Genomic DNA, 14,942 nt, shown 5'->3' on the forward strand with positions numbered 1-14,942 from the left:
GCCCAGAAAGGTAGTTACGACCATGGCAGTTGTGACACTCCGCCAGCTCCTCGAGAGCGGCGTCCACTTTGGTCACCAGACCCGCCGTTGGAACCCGAAGATGAAGCGTTTCATCCTCACTGAGCGCAACGGCATCTACATCATCGACCTTCAGCAGTCGCTTACCTACATCGATCAGGCTTACGACTTCGTCAAGGAGACCGTTGCCCACGGTGGCACGATCCTCTTCGTTGGCACGAAGAAGCAGGCTCAGGAGTCGATCCAGGAGCAGGCCACCCGCGTGGGCATGCCCTACGTGAACCAGCGCTGGCTCGGCGGCATGCTGACCAACCTCCAGACCGTCTCCGGCCGCGTCGACCGCCTCAAGGAACTCGAGCAGATCGACTTCGAGGATGTTGCCGGCTCGCAGTGGACCAAGAAGGAACTTCTCATGATGCGCCGTGAGAAGGAGAAGCTCGAAAAGACCCTCGGCGGCATCCGTGACATGAGCAAGGCCCCCTCGGCCGTGTGGATCGTGGACACCAAGAAGGAGCACCTCGCCGTTGACGAGGCCACCAAGCTTGGTATCCCGATCGTCGCGATCCTCGATACGAACGCTGACCCAGACGAGGTTCAGTACCCCATCCCGGGCAACGATGACGCGATCCGCGCCGTGACCCTCCTGACCCGCGTGGTAGCTGATGCCGCTGCCGCTGGTCTCCAGGAGCGCCACGCGAAGCAGACCCAGGGCGAGAAGAACGTTTCGGCTGTTGACGCCGAGCCGCTCGCCGAGTGGGAACAGGAACTGCTCAAGCAGTCCGAGGTCCAGCAGCAGGAGGCCGATAAGGCCGAAGGCACCACCGAGGCCAAGGCCGAGGAAAGCGCCGAGACCCCCGCTGCCGAGGACAAGGCTGCCGAAGCAGCCTCCGAAGAAGCCTGATTTTTCGACTATCACTGTTCGCTCCCACAACCATTTAGAGGAGACAGATAATGGCTAACTACACGGCAGCAGACATCAAGGACATTCGCGAGAAGACCGGCGCGGGCATGCTCGACGTCAAGAAGGCTCTCGACGAGGCGAACGGCGACCACGAGAAGGCCGTCGAAATCATCCGCGTCAAGGGCCTCAAGGGCATCGCCAAGCGCGAGGGTCGCGCCGCATCGGAGGGCCTCGTCGCCGCCGATGTGCGCGACGTCGAGGGCGGCCAGCTCGGCACGCTCGTGGAGATCAACTCGGAGACCGACTTCGTGGCGAAGAACGCCAAGTTCATCGCTCTCGGTGACGAGGCCGTTGCGGCCGCCGTCGAGTCGGGTGCCTCGACCCCCGAGGAGCTCGCTGAGACCTCCTTCGGTGAGGCTCTCACCAACGCTGGTGCGACCATGGGCGAGAAGATCCTCGTTCGCCGCATCGGCCGCGTCCAGGGTGAGGTCGTGACCAACTACATGCACCGCACCAACAAGGACCTCCCGCCCCAGGTTGGCGTGCTCGTCGCCACCGACAAGGCCGGTGCCGAGGTTGCACGCGACGTGGCGATGCACATCGCTGCGTACTCGCCCCTCTACCTCACCCGCGAGGACGTTCCCGCGGATGTCGTGGAGAACGAGCGCCGCATTGCCGAGGACACCGCGAAGAACGAGGGCAAGCCTGAGAAGGCTCTCCCGAAGATCGTTGAGGGCCGTATGAACGGCTTCTTCAAGGAAAACGTTCTTCTCGACCAGCCCTTCGCGAAGGATCCGAAGCAGAGCGTTGGCAAGGTTGTTGAGGCCGCTGGTGGCAAGGTCACCGGTTTCGTGCGCTTCCGCGTGGGCAACTGATTTTTCCGACGCTTGCCATAGCGTCAACGCGAGGGCTTACACCGATCGGTGTGAGCCCTCGCTTCTTTTTGGTCTTGTCACACGGGGACCTTCCCCACAGCGGTGAACGATGCGCGGCCGGTAGACTGAGACCCCGAGAACCCGCTCTCGGAAGGAATGTTGATGAGTACCGATCCCGATCCCATCACGTCGTCGATTCCCACGATTGAACCGAAAGAGGGAACGCGCCGCGTGCTCCTCAAGCTTTCGGGCGAAGCTTTCGGTGGGGGCCGTGTGGGCGTTGATCCCGATGTGGTCTCGAGTATTGCGCAAGAAATTTCCGAGGGTGTTGCCTCGGGCGTCGAGTGTGCGATTGTGGTGGGCGGAGGCAACTTCTTCCGCGGCGCTGAGCTGAGCCAGCGAGGCATGGATCGCCGTCGCGCTGACTACATGGGCATGCTCGGCACCGTCATGAACTGTCTCGCGCTCCAGGACTTCCTCGAGCAGGCGGGTACCTCCACGCGCGTGCAGACTGCCATCACGATGGGGCAGGTCGCCGAACCGTATCTCCCACTTCGCGCCGTGCGCCATCTCGAAAAGGGGCGCGTGGTGATCTTTGGTGCTGGCGCCGGTATGCCGTACTTCTCGACCGACACGGTCGCCGTGCAGCGTGCCCTCGAAATTGGTTGCCACGAGGTGCTCATGGCGAAGAACGGCGTGGACGGTGTGTACACGGCGGATCCGAAGAAGGATCCAAGCGCCACGAAGCTCGAGCATCTGACGTACAAGGATGCGCTGCGCGAGGGACTGCGCGTTGTCGACTCGACGGCCTTCAGCCTGTGTATGGACAACAAGCAGCAGATGATGGTCTTCGGTCTCGAGCCTTCGGGCAATATCACGAAGGCTATGCGCGGTGACCGTATCGGCACCGTGGTGACGGGCGACTAAGATACCCTTACCAGGCGAGACGTTTAATAAATCGGAAGGAACCGAGAGACATGAGCGAGGACACCGCAAGCATCCTCAAGGAAGCCGAAAAGAAGATGGCGAAGTCGGTCGAGGTCACGAAGGAAGAGTTCACCGCGATCCGCACGGGCCGCGCGAGTGCCGCGATGTTCCAGGGCATCACCGCCGACTATTACGGGACCCCCACGCCGCTCAACCAGCTTGCGGCGTTCCAGTTCCCTGAAGCCCGCACCGTGATCGTCACACCGTACGACAAGGGCGCGATGGCAGAGATTGAGGAGTCGCTTCGCGAATCTGATCTCGGCGTGAACCCTACGAACAACGGCGACAACCTGCGTATCGTGCTTCCTGCCCTCACCGAGGAGCGCCGTAAGGACTACACGAAGCTCGCGAAGACCAAGGCCGAGGATGGCCGTATTGCGATTCGCGGTTCGCGCGGCCACGCGAAGAAGGCCATTGAGAAGCTCGTGAAGGACAAGGAGATCGGCGAAGACGAAGGCACCCGCGCCGAGAAGGAGCTCGAGGTTCTCACGAAGAAGTACACCGAGCAGGTGGATGTCGCCCTCGAAGCGAAGGAAGAAGAGCTGCTCACCGTTTGAGCGGCCTTTGCTCAGTTATTCGTGAACACACGTCACGGTCGTCGACGCGCCGTGCCTGGCAATGTGCCGGGCGCGGCCGTTGCCGTATCTGAAAGTGCTTCACCGGAGGTGCCCCTCGCGCCTTCCGCAACTCTCGTGAGCGAGGAGCGGCTCGTCGCGGAGGTTTCTGAACGGCCCGCTCCGACCCACTCCCGAACATCGCGCGCGGGGCGGGATCTGCCTGCCGCGATCGCCGTAGGCCTCGCCCTCGTAGCCGTGTTATTCGGATGCCTGTACGTGCTCCCGATCCTGTTCACACCCGTCGTGGCGATCGCCGTCGTGATCGCCACTCTCGAAGTGGCGAATGCTCTTGAAGGGGCACGCTTGCGTGTCCCCGCCATCCCGCTCCTTGTCGCGAGTGTGGGCGTTGTCGTCTCGGCGTGGCAGTACGGGGCCTCGGGCCTTCTTGTGTCGACGATCGTGGGCGCGCTCGTCCTCATTGTGTGGCGCACAACCGAGGCGACTGGCCTCATGGCGCTGCGCGATACGGTTGCGGGAATTTTCGCGCTTTTGTGGGTGCCGTTCATGGCCAGTTTCACGATCCTGCTTATGGCGCAGCCGAACGGGGCGAACAAGGTGATGTTTGCCCTCGTTGTGCCGATCATGAACGATACCTGCGGCTACGCGGTAGGCGTGCTCTTCGGCAAGCATCCGATGGCGCCGAGTATTAGCCCGAAGAAGTCGTGGGAGGGCTTTGTGGGCTCCCTCGCGGGCGGCATCGCCGCCGCAGGCCTCATTGGTCACATGTGGCTGCCTGAGATTGGTGTGTGGTGGGCGCTCGCGTTCGGCGCCGTCATGGTCGTGGTTTCGACCATCGGCGATCTGAGTGAGTCCCTTTTGAAGCGCGACCTTCGCCTCAAAGATATGGGGCAACTGCTTCCGGGGCACGGCGGCATGATGGATCGCCTCGATTCCATGCTTCTCACTGCCCCGACCTTGTTCATTCTTCTCGCGATTGTGGAGGCCATCAGTGGTTGAGAAACCCACCCCGAAACTTGATGTGGCGAAGGACCTTTCGCGCGAGGTGGTCAAGGGCGAGCCCGTTCGGCTCGCTCCGGGCCAGCTTCAGCTGCGTCCTTCGCGTCGTGGCAAGCCACCCGCACACCTCGCGGACCTGACTCTCGACGAGCGGGTGGAGGCGGTCAAGGACATGGGGCTTTCGGCCTTCCGCGCGAAGCAGCTCTCGACGCACTATTTTGAGCACTTCACGACTGATCCCGAGGACATGACGGACCTTCCGAAGGGCGATAGGGCGGCACTCGTTGAACGATTCTTCCCAACTCTTCTCACGAAGGTGTCGCAGCAAAGTGCCGATCAGGGGATGACCCAGAAGTTCCTGTGGCGTCTCTTCGACGGTTCGCTTGTGGAGTCTGTGCTGATGCGCTACTCGAATCGTGTGACGCTGTGTATTTCGTCGGAGGCCGGCTGCGGCATGAACTGCCCGTTCTGTGCGACCGGCCAAATGGGTCTCACGAGGAATCTTTCAGCTGCGGAAATTCTCGAGCAGGTGCGCATCGCGAACCTGCTCCTTTCGCGCGGCGAGCTCCCCGGTGGCGAGGGGCGCGTGTCCAACATCGTGTTCATGGGCATGGGGGAGCCGCTCGCGAACTACCGCGCCGTGGCAACGACGTGCCAGCGTCTCAACGCCCCCGCACCCGAAGGCTTTGGGATGGGAGCGCGCCACATCACCGTGTCGACCGTTGGCCTCGCACCCGCCGTGCGCAAGCTCGTGAAGGAGGAGATTCCGGTGACGCTCGCGGTTTCTCTCCACGCACCGGATGACGAACTGCGTAATGAGCTCGTGCCGATCAATCAGCGCTTCGATGTTGACGACATTCTCGACGCGGCGTGGGAGTACTTCGAGGCGACGGGGCGACGCGTTTCGATCGAGTACGCGCTTATTCGCGACATCAACGACCAGGCAGAACGCGCGGAGCTTCTCGCGAAGCGTCTCATCGCGCGCGGCGGCGCTCACTGGGTGCACGTCAACCCCATCCCGCTTAACCCTGTCAAGGGTTCGAAGTGGACGGCGTCGGATCCGTGGGTTGAGCGCACGTTCGTGGAAACTCTGCGCGAGCATGGGATTTCGGCAACGATCCGCGATACGCGCGGAAGCGATATCGACGGTGCGTGCGGGCAGCTTGCGGCGACCGTGGTCGAGACCGATGCGCGCCGTGAGGACCGTGAGGCTCGCGTCGCGAGGGTTGAGGAGATCGCGCGCGGCACCGGCGCGTGATTTTGGGGTCCGACGCTTGCCCGCCTTTCGCCTCTCCAGGCACTACAGTGGTGGAGGGGCGGTCTACCACTCGCCCCGGATGTGTCGCGTGAGCATCCCCGTTGAGGGAGGGAGCAAGTAGATGAGTACCGCTTTTCAGCGTGCCGGGCGTTTCGCCTTTGGCTACAACGTTGAGGAGGTCGACGAATTCCTGCGTCGCGCGCGTGCGGCGTACGAGGGGCGCGACGGCTCCTTCCAGCCTGCCGACGTCATTACGGCGAAGTTCTCGACCGTGCGAGGCGGATACGACATGCTCGCCGTCGACGAGGCTCTCGACCGGCTCTCGGATGCCTTCGCTCTTCAGTATCGCGATGAAGCGATCGAGCGCGATGGTGAAGAAGCGTGGATTGCGGCCCTCACCGAACGCGCGGAGGTTCTCCAGGAGCGTCTCTCGCGCCCCGCTGGTGAGCGTTTCCGCCCTGCGGGTCAGGGTGAGCGGGCCTATGACCGCGAGGACGTCGATCACCTGTGCGACCAGCTCCATGCGTATTTCACCGATGGCTTCGCCATGAGCGTGGATGATGTGCGCCGGGCGGCGTTCCGCGCTCGCAAAGGCGCCGATGGTTACCAGGAGGCGGTCGTTGACGTCTACCTCGATCACGTTGCTGACGTGATGGCCTCCGTTCCGTGATGATCCTTTTGTATGTGCTCGGCATCTGTTTGATGGTTGCCGGGCTCGGGCTCTCGATCGCCCTCCACGAGATCGGGCACCTCGTTCCAGCGAAGCGTTTCGGCGTGCGTGTCACCCAGTACATGATCGGGTTTGGCCCCACTCTTTTTTCGCGTGTGAAGGGCGAGACCGAGTACGGGATCAAGGCGATCCCACTCGGCGGCTACATTCGCATGATCGGAATGTTTCCCCCGCACAAGGGCGAGGATCCGAACGTGATCCGCGAGGATTCGACGGGCTTTTTCCAACAGATGAGCGAGGAAGCGAAGGAGTGGGACTCGAGCCAGTACTCGGCCGACGATCGCCACCGCACGTTCGTGTCCTTGAGCGCTCCGAAGAAGCTCGTCGTGATGCTTGGCGGGCCCACGATGAACCTCCTTATTTCGATCGTTCTCACCGCGATCGTGCTGAGCGGCTTTGGGCTGCCAAACGTGACCTCGGAAGTGGACGCGGTGTCACGGTGCGTCGTTCCCGCGACCGCGCCCAAGGATGCGTCCTGCGAGGGGATGCCCGAGGCGCCCGCGTACGCGGCGGGTATCCGCCCCGGTGACGTGATTACGTCGGTAGACGGGACCGAGGTCGCGAACTTTCACGCCATGAGCACGCTCATCCGGGAGCATCCGAACGAAAGCATCGAGATCGGCCTTGTGCGTGACGGCAGGGAGATGGTCGTGAAGGCTACCCCCGTGGCGAACGAGGTAGTCGCACGGGATGCGGAGGGTGCGCCGGTGAAGAAGGCCGACGGTACCTACGCCACGGTCGAGGCCGGATTCCTTGGCGTGACCGGCACGCAAGAACTCACGCCGAGGCCACTTACCGAGGTCCCAGGAGCCGTATGGGAGCAGTTCACGGGTACCGCGAAGGTTGTCGTGACGTTGCCCGTGCGTGTATGGGACATCGGCAAGGCTGTCTTCAGTAGCGAAGAACGCGACCAAAACGGCCCCATGGGCGTTGTGGGAGTGAGCAGGCTCGCGGGAGAGATCGTCTCTCATGACTCGCCGAGCTTCTCGCTCAAGGAGAAAGCCTGGACATTCCTCTCGATGCTCGGCTCGCTCAACATGGCCCTTTTCGTGTTCAACCTCGTGCCGCTCATGCCGCTCGATGGCGGCCATGTTGCTTCCGCACTCTACGAGGCGGCCCGCCGCCGCCTCGCGAAGCTACGCGGCAAGCCTGATCCCGGTCCAGTTGATGCTTCGCGCATGCTGCCCGTCACGAACGTGATCGCACTAGCCTTTATCCTCATGAGCGTGCTGCTGATCTATGCCGACATCGTGAAGCCGGTGACCCTGTTCCGGTGAGTCCACTTTCCACCCTTTGGCGGAGGCGCCCCGCGGATCTCCATCCCCTTGACGGGGAATGGCTCCGCCCCGCGCGCGAAGCCATGCAGCGCGAAGCGCACGTGAGCACTCTCGCCTCGGCGCGGTTTGAGGAACTCGTGGCCGTTGGCCGCAGCGGCTCCGAGTTCACGGTTCTCGTGCACGGCACACACCTCAGAGGAATCCTTTGGCACGGTGTGAGCGCGAGCGTTCTCGCCCCCGAGTCGTTCGACGCCATCGACCGCCTTGCTCGGCATGCACTCGCACTTTCCACGCGCTATTCCTCGATCGTGGCAGAGCGCAGTATCGCCATGCACATGTGGCAGGTGATGCGCGAGGGGATGCCCCGCGAGCGCGAGGTACGAGGCCACCAGCCGCTGCTCGAATATTCCGCCGGGCAAACGTCGGAACCCACCCCCACCACGGTGGCGGCCGCCAAGCCACGTGACCTGCCCCGCGTGTTCCCCGCCTCCGTGGCAATGTTTCGTGAGGAGGTGGGAACGGATCCGTGTCGCGGCGATGGCGGCCGGGGGTATCGCGCGCGTGTAGAGCATTTACTTCACGAAGGGCGAACCTACATTGCGTGCGACGGGGAGCGGGTCGTGTTCAAGGCTGATCTTGGCGCGCTCTTTGGTGGTGTCGCGCAAATACACGGTGTGTGGATCGATCCCGCCTATCGCGGTAGGGGGCTCGCCGCACCGTTCATGAGGGAGACCGCTGAGCTCATTCGTCGCGATCATGCTCCGCGCGTGACGCTCTACGTGAACTCGTTTAATACGCGGGCGAGGCGAGCGTATGAGCGCGCGGGCTTCATTCCGATAGGGGAACTCGCGACGGTTCTTTACTAGGCGTTGTCGCGGGTGGGCAGTGAGGGGCCCTCGATCTGGTCGCGCACGATCCCCATTTGTTCGTCGAGGCTTGCGGCAGTGGCGGCGATCTGGACGAGCTTTGCGCGCATCTCGGCGGGCAACTCACCCTTGTATTTGTACTTGAGTTCGTGTTCGGCGCTCGCCCAAAAGTCCATGGCGATCGTGCGGATTTGCACCTCAATCGGTACATCGATCGTGCGCGTCGAGAGGAACACGGGAACCTCGAGAATGAGGTGGAGGGAACGGTAGCCGCTTGGCTTGACGTTCGCGATGTAGTCCTTCTCCTCGAGAAGGGTGATGTCGGGTTGCGAAGCAAGCGCGTGGGCGACGAGGTAGCAATCTTGCACATAGCTGCAGGTAATGCGCGCCCCACCGATATCGCGGATGCGGTGGCGAATCTCCTCGAGATCTGGCGGGCACCCGGTGCGAGCGAGTTTGCCGAGCAGCGAATCCATGGACTTGACGCGCGTTTTCACGTGCTCGATGGGGTTGTGTGGGGTCGTGACATCCCACTCGCCCGAGAGAATTTCGATCTTCGTGAGGATTTCCTTCAGGCCGAACTCGTAGGGCATGAGGAATCCCTCGAGTTTCTCGCGAACGATTTGCATGAGCCGGTCGGCATCGCCTTCGATCTCTTCGCGCAGCGTTTCTCCCTCGCCGATGAGGGCCCGCAAGTACGCGATTGAGGGCGACGGTGCGATACCCGAAAGCGTGAGCGGCTCAGACATTTCGACCTTCCCGTGGTGATGAGTGACACTCCACGATACGCGGTGCGTCCTGGGATATCACGGGGTGTGCGCGGTGCGCGCACTACACTGTGAGAGCCTGAGGAATTCGCCTCAAAAACCCCTGTTGCCAGGAGGACAACGCCCCATGCTTCGCATGTCATCGAGCTTCATTCGCACGCTTCGAGAGGACCCGGCCGAAGCCGAGTTCGCGAGCCACAAACTGCTCGTGCGCGCCGGCTACATTCGCCGCACGGCCCCCGGTATTTACACGTGGCTTCCGCTGGGACTCAAGGTCCTTCGGAAGGTCGAAGCGATCGTGCGCGAAGAGATGGATGCGGCCGGCAGCCACGAGATTCTCTTCCCCGCGCTTCTTCCGCGCGAGCCGTACGAGGAAACGAACCGCTGGAGCGAATACGGCGATAACCTCTTCCGGCTCAAGGACCGCAAGGGCGCCGACATGCTTCTCGGCCCCACCCACGAGGAAATGTTTACCCTCGCGGTGAAAGATCTCTTCACGTCCTACAAGGACCTGCCGATCTCCCTCTATCAGGTGCAAACGAAGTACCGCGATGAGGCTCGCCCGCGTGCGGGTCTTCTGCGCGTTCGCGAGTTCGTGATGAAAGACGCCTACAGCTTTGACATCAACGACGAGGGCCTCGAGCGCTCCTACATGATCATGCGCGAGGCCTACCAGCGTGTGTTCGAGCGCCTCGGACTCGAGATCGTCATCGCTAAGGCCGATGCGGGTGCGATGGGTGGTTCACGCTCCGAGGAGTTCCTTCATCCGACCCCCGTAGGCGAGGATACGTTCGCGCTCAGTCCCGCGGGTTACGCGGCTAACGTGGAGGCCGTGACGACGGTCGCCGGTGAAGCGCTCGATGCGGAGGCCATTTCAGCACTCCCTGCCGCTCGCGAGATCGAGACGCCCGGTGCCACGACGATCGACGCACTCGTGCGGTTCCTCAACGAGAACGCGCCGCGAGAAGACTCTCGAGCCTGGGAAGCGACCGACACCCTCAAGGCGCTCGTGTACATCGAAAAGACCCCCGAAGGTGAAGAATCCCCGTTGCTGATCATGATCCCCGGTGATCGCCAGGCGGATGAGAAGCGCTTCGAGACCGCGCTCGCCCCGAACGAGGTGCGGCCCTTCACCGAAGCGGACTTCGAGAAGTATCCGGCCGTGAAGAAGGGCTACATCGGCCCGCAGGGGTGGGGGCTTGAGGCCAATGGCTATCGCCTCTTGCTCGACCCGCGCGCCGTGGATGGCACGACGTGGGTGACGGGCGCGAATCGCGAGGGTGCGCACACGCTCGGTGTTGTGGCCGGTCGCGACTTCGTCGGTGACGGCTTCGCCGAGGTCGCCGAGGTGCGCGATGGTGATCCGTCACCGGACGGCTCGGGCCCGCTCACGCTCACGCGCGGTATGGAAATGGGGCACATTTTCCAGCTCGGCCGCAAATACGCCGAGGCGCTTGGTCTCAAGGTTCTCGACGAGAACGGCAAGCAGCAGGTCGTCACCATGGGCTCCTACGGCATCGGCGTGACGCGTGCCGTTGCCGCCATCGCGGAGACCTCTCACGACGAGAAGGGCCTCGCATGGCCGCGCGCGATCGCGCCGCTCGACGTGCACGTCCTCGCGACCGGCAAGAACCAGGACGTGTTTGACAAAGCGGAGGAGATTGCCTCGGCGCTTGAATCAGAGGGCTTTGACGTGCTCTTCGACGACCGCCCGAAGGTCTCACCCGGCGTGAAGTTTAAGGATGCTGAGCTGCTCGGCCTCCCCACAACCGTCGTCGTGGGGCGTGGCCTCGAGAAGGGAGTTGTGGAAGTGCGTGACCGCCAAAGTGGCGAGAGCCGAGAGGTTCCGGTGGAGAGCGCGCTCGAAGAGATCCTCAAGGATCTGCGCGGGTAGGTCACGCGTTCCGCTGTTCTAGTTCTCTCCCGCGTCGATCCCCGGGAACGGGGCGATTCGCTCTTGGAGTGGCTCGAGAGCCCTCGCGCTCTCGAGCGCTGCACGCACGAATGCGGCGCGTTCGGTAAACGGTGCCAGGCCCGCGAGTTCGACGGCGTTCGCGAGGGATTGTGCCTCGACATCGACGCGCATTTTCGCAGCGTCTTTCGCCCCGAGCGGGCGCGGAAGCGCATACCCTGCCTCGCGCGCGACGGGATCGAGACCGAGGTGCTCGGCGACCTCGGCGAATGCCTCGGCACGTGCGGCGTGGGTGTTCGCGGCCTTCACGTACGCGTCGCGGTGGCTCTTTTCGACACGGGTCGCCGCTACCTCGAGAGCGTAGGCGGCGAAGTTTTCGTCGATTTGCGCATCTTTGAGTGGGGTCGCGATGAGGTCCGCCGTGGCGGGTTCGGGCGGGTCGATTTCCGGGACCTCGCGAGCGGGTTTCAGATCGGAAAATTTCTCGGGGGCCTTCACGCCGTTGACGCCCGCGGCATGAGCGCGGTGACCGAGCCGAATGGCTGACTGCTCGGCCCATGCCGCCCCCGAGGCGCATAAATCGGCGAAGTCGCCGGAGACTTGGATCGCTGCGTGTGCGTAGAGATCGCGAAGGGCGGCGAGGTCATGCGAAGTTTTCGTCATGGCTTGTGTGACCGGATCCTTCGCGCCACGAACTGCGCTCTCGGATGGCGAAGTGGAGTGCGCGGAGCTTTCCGCTTCGGCAGAAGCGACCTTCTCCTGCTCAGCGCCTGTGCGTAGCGCCCTTTGATGGGTCTCGAGCGGGCCGGTGAGGAAGGCGGGGAAATCGCCGTGCGTTTCGGCGTGTGCGAGGTTCGTGGCGAGATCTGTCACAGCTTCCAGAAGCTCCGTGCGATAAATCTCGTCGATTCCCGGGGGAGGAGGCGTGTAGGTCTCGCGCCCCCCGATGGCGATTCGTGTGGGGCCGGAGCAGCCCGCGAGAAACGGCGCAGCGAGAGCCCCAGCGAGAAACCCGCGCCTGGCCAGGACTTTTCGGGCGTTTCTCATGTGGCTCCTCGCTCCCGAATGTGCCACGATGTTCAGCACATTATGATCTCGGTATCCCACTCTAGTGGGCAGGCGCGAGCGTGCGAAAGGAGCCCTATGGAGCAGAACGTGGAGAAGAACTCCTCCTCGGTCAAGGGCGGGCAGGTCGAGCAGCTTTCGAAGGTTTTCGAGCCCATCATTGAGAAGCACGGTCTCGTCCTCGAATCACTCGACACGCAGAGGCGCGGTGCGGCCACGCTTCTCGACGTCGTGGTGGACCTCCCCGAAGAGGAGATTGGAAGCGCCGACCTCGATACCGTCACCGACGTGTCCCGGGAACTCTCCGCCCTCCTCGATGCGGACGCAAGCCTCATAGGCGAGGGCCCTTCGACGCTCGAGGTCACAACACCGGGCGTGTTCCGCCCCCTTACAGAGCTTCGCCATTTCAAACGTGCGCGCACGCGCCTGCTTGACGTCGAAGACACTTCGGGCCGCACCTTCCTCGGCCGACTTGAAGAGGTCGAAGGCGATGAGCTGGTGTTCGATGTGCAGAAGCCGCCGCATGTCCCGAGGAAAAACGCAAAAACGCCGCGGGCCGAGAAAGTTCCGCCCGGCCCACACAGGATGCCGGTTTCCGACGTCGCCCGAGCAGAAATTCACCTCGAGTTTCGTTAGTCCCGGCCAACCACCGCACATAATTGAAGAACAGAGCAGAAGGAGTACGCAATGGATATCGATATGGGAGCGCTTCGCGCGCTCGAACGCGAACGCGAGATAAGCATGGAGGTACTCCTCGAGGCGATCTCGAGTGCCCTTCTTGCCGCCTATCAGCACACGCCTCACCCCGCGCGCGACGCACGAGTCGAGATCGACTCGAAAACGGGCGTCGTGACGGTCATTGCCCGCGATGTCGATGTCGATGGCGAAGTCGAGGAGTGGGATGACACCCCGGAGGGCTTCGGTCGCGTTGCCGCGTCGATTGCACGTCAGGTGATTTTCCAGCGCATTCGTGCGCTCGAGGATGAGGCCGTTCTCGGTGAGTTCGCCGGTCGCGCCGACGACATCGTCTCGGGAGTGATCCAGCAAGGGCGCGATGCCCGCATGGTCCAGGTCGACCTGGGGAGCGTCGAAGCCCTCCTTCCGCCCCACGAGCAGGTGCCCGGTGAAAGCTACCCCCACGGCAAGCGTATTCGCGCCTATGTCGTTGATACGCGCCGCGGCCCGAAGGGGCCCGCGATCACGCTTTCGCGCACCCACCCGAACTTCGTGCGCAAACTCTTCGAACTCGAGGTTCCCGAAATTGCCGACGGCACGGTTGAGATCGTGGCGCTTGCGCGCGAGTCGGGCCACCGCACGAAGATGGCGGTACGGGCCAACATCGAGGGCGTCAACGCCAAGGGCGCGTGCATTGGCCCCATGGGGGCGCGCGTGCGCTCAGTCATGAGCGAACTCGAAGGCGAAAAGATCGACATCGTAGATTTCGATGACAACCCCGCCACGTACGTGAGCAACGCGCTTAGCCCCGCGCGAGTGGCCTCGGTCGTGGTCACCGACGAGGTCAATCGCCAGGTTCGCGCAGTTGTGCCCGAGAACCAACTTTCGCTCGCGATCGGCAAGGAAGGCCAAAACGCACGCCTTGCCGCGAAGCTCACGGGCTGGCGGATCGACATCCGCACCGAGGGGCAGGAAGGCTGAGGCGCGCACGAGGGACCAGTTCTTCACGTGATAGTGCGCACGGCGGCGAGGGCAATTCGCCGCCGTGTCGCATGCCGGGGGTAGACTAGAAGGGCTGATCATTCGTACCTGAGAGGAAATGGCGCCATCATCGCGAGTCCTTCCCCGTCGAGTTCGCACTCGCCGAGGCGCTCGCATGCGGCGCATCGTCCCTCGCGTACGTGTGTGGGATGCCGGAAATCCGGTGATCGCCACACCATGATCCGCGTGGTCCGTGAGGGCGGGGGAGCATCCCTGACCCTCGTTGTTGACCCGAGCGGAAGTGCCCACGGGCGCGGAGCTTGGGTTCATCCGGACCGCGCATGCATTGCTTTCGCTCTCACGCGCGGCGGCTTCCAGCGTTCTTTTCGGGCGCCGGTCGACGTTGCGGCTCTCGCGAAGGAGGGAACTCTCGAGAGGGCATGTGAAGCGATGACTCACCCCAACCGGGGTGCCGAACCACATTTGGAAGCGGGATAACACCAATGGACATCCGATGAGTACTCGAAAATGAGCACCTTCAGGAACTAGTGGACCGCGCCTGCTCGGCGCGGCCGAGACAGGAGAATTGTGGCTAAACTTCGCGTCCACGAGCTCGCCAAAGAGCTGGGAATGCCAAGTAAAGAAGTCCTCGCGAAGCTCAAGGACATGGGCGAATTCGTGACCAGTGCGTCCTCGACGATCGAGGCCCCCGTGGCTCGCCGCGTGCGCGCCGCGTTCCCGAACGCGGGAAAGAAGAAGGGCGAGGAGGCGTCGGCAACCAAGAGCGCCGCCAAGAAGCCCACGCCGCGCAAGCCGGCCCCCAAGAAGCCTGCCGAGGCAAACGCCGAGGCACCCGAGAAGGGCGAGGCGAAACCGACCCCGAAGGCTAAGGCCGAAACCCCGGCACCGAAGCCGAAGTCGAGCGACGATGCCCCCGCCGCAAAGCCAGGCGCCGCCCCTAAGCCCGGTGCGCGCGGGAACGCTCCGAAGCCGGGCGCCCCTAAGCCTTCCGGTGAGTCGAAGAGTGAACCCTCACGTGCGCCGAAGCCCGGGCAG

The 14,942-nt window shown here is 63.2% G+C and carries 16 protein-coding genes; 14 read left to right on the forward strand and 2 right to left on the reverse strand.

The features are described 5' to 3' along the window. Positions 1–22: 22 nt before the first annotated feature. From rpsB to D8M36_RS05610, 9 genes are all read left to right on the forward strand, one after another. Complete coding sequence (gene rpsB, locus D8M36_RS05570; protein WP_126847354.1) at positions 23–919, forward strand: 30S ribosomal protein S2; 897 nt, start codon at positions 23–25, stop codon at positions 917–919. Positions 920–969: 50 nt separating this feature from the next. Further along, the gene (tsf, locus tag D8M36_RS05575) at positions 970–1,794 is read left to right on the forward strand and encodes a translation elongation factor Ts (protein WP_065248249.1); all 825 of its coding nucleotides are present in this window, start codon (positions 970–972) and stop codon (positions 1,792–1,794) included. A 162-nt stretch (positions 1,795–1,956) separates the two neighbouring features. Then, positions 1,957–2,721, forward strand: a complete 765-nt coding sequence (gene pyrH, locus D8M36_RS05580) for a UMP kinase (RefSeq protein ID WP_065248248.1) — start codon at positions 1,957–1,959, stop codon at positions 2,719–2,721. 50 nt (positions 2,722–2,771) lie between these two features. Beyond that, positions 2,772–3,338, forward strand: a complete 567-nt coding sequence (frr, locus tag D8M36_RS05585; RefSeq protein ID WP_065248247.1) for a ribosome recycling factor — start codon at positions 2,772–2,774, stop codon at positions 3,336–3,338. A gap of 21 nt (positions 3,339–3,359) precedes the next feature. After that, complete coding sequence (locus tag D8M36_RS05590; RefSeq protein ID WP_238638394.1) at positions 3,360–4,355, forward strand: phosphatidate cytidylyltransferase; 996 nt, start codon at positions 3,360–3,362, stop codon at positions 4,353–4,355. Continuing rightward, entirely contained in the window at positions 4,348–5,613 is a 1,266-nt protein-coding gene (gene rlmN / locus D8M36_RS05595; RefSeq protein WP_126847356.1) for a 23S rRNA (adenine(2503)-C(2))-methyltransferase RlmN, read from the forward strand. The genes D8M36_RS05590 and rlmN overlap by 8 nt, the downstream gene beginning before the upstream one ends. Positions 5,614–5,734: 121 nt before the next feature. Next, a complete protein-coding gene (locus tag D8M36_RS05600; protein WP_126847358.1) occupies positions 5,735–6,283 on the forward strand; it encodes a DivIVA domain-containing protein in 549 nt (182 codons plus the stop codon). Then, entirely contained in the window at positions 6,283–7,620 is a 1,338-nt protein-coding gene (locus D8M36_RS05605; protein WP_126847425.1) for a M50 family metallopeptidase, read from the forward strand. Before D8M36_RS05600 ends, D8M36_RS05605 begins: the two co-directional genes overlap by 1 nt. Next, positions 7,617–8,486, forward strand: coding sequence for a GNAT family N-acetyltransferase (locus D8M36_RS05610; RefSeq protein WP_126847359.1), 870 nt, complete (start codon positions 7,617–7,619; stop codon positions 8,484–8,486). Before D8M36_RS05605 ends, D8M36_RS05610 begins: the two co-directional genes overlap by 4 nt. Here the strand turns inward: D8M36_RS05610 and D8M36_RS05615 are convergent. After that, positions 8,483–9,235, reverse strand: coding sequence for a GTP pyrophosphokinase (locus tag D8M36_RS05615; protein ID WP_126847361.1), 753 nt, complete (start codon positions 9,233–9,235; stop codon positions 8,483–8,485). The two genes, D8M36_RS05610 and D8M36_RS05615, sit on opposite strands and share 4 nt — an antisense overlap. A gap of 145 nt (positions 9,236–9,380) precedes the next feature. On the opposite strand from D8M36_RS05615, the gene D8M36_RS05620 reads away from it, so the two are divergent. Next, entirely contained in the window at positions 9,381–11,147 is a 1,767-nt protein-coding gene (locus tag D8M36_RS05620) for a proline--tRNA ligase (RefSeq protein WP_126847363.1), read from the forward strand. An 18-nt stretch (positions 11,148–11,165) separates the two neighbouring features. On the opposite strand, the gene D8M36_RS05625 is transcribed toward D8M36_RS05620, so the two are convergent. Beyond that, entirely contained in the window at positions 11,166–12,212 is a 1,047-nt protein-coding gene (locus D8M36_RS05625; RefSeq protein ID WP_074298084.1) for a DUF4439 domain-containing protein, read from the reverse strand. 96 nt (positions 12,213–12,308) lie between these two features. Here D8M36_RS05625 and D8M36_RS10090 point away from each other — a divergent pair, with 96 nt between their 5' ends. The 4 genes from D8M36_RS10090 to D8M36_RS05645 form a co-directional block, all read left to right on the forward strand. Next, the gene (locus D8M36_RS10090; RefSeq protein ID WP_074298082.1) at positions 12,309–12,866 is read left to right on the forward strand and encodes a ribosome maturation factor RimP; all 558 of its coding nucleotides are present in this window, start codon (positions 12,309–12,311) and stop codon (positions 12,864–12,866) included. Positions 12,867–12,917: 51 nt separating this feature from the next. After that, on the forward strand, positions 12,918–13,886 hold the full coding sequence (gene nusA / locus D8M36_RS05635) for a transcription termination factor NusA (protein WP_074298080.1): 969 nt from the start codon (positions 12,918–12,920) through the stop codon (positions 13,884–13,886). 204 nt (positions 13,887–14,090) lie between these two features. Continuing rightward, positions 14,091–14,384, forward strand: coding sequence for a YlxR family protein (locus D8M36_RS05640; RefSeq protein ID WP_259892902.1), 294 nt, complete (start codon positions 14,091–14,093; stop codon positions 14,382–14,384). Positions 14,385–14,474: 90 nt separating this feature from the next. Further along, the coding region (locus D8M36_RS05645) for a translation initiation factor IF-2 N-terminal domain-containing protein (protein WP_174233100.1) at positions 14,475–14,942 on the forward strand (468 nt) is incomplete at its 3' end.

This window comes from Dermabacter sp. HSID17554, assembly GCF_003989295.1.
In the GTDB taxonomy this organism is placed as follows: domain Bacteria; phylum Actinomycetota; class Actinomycetes; order Actinomycetales; family Dermabacteraceae; genus Dermabacter; species Dermabacter vaginalis.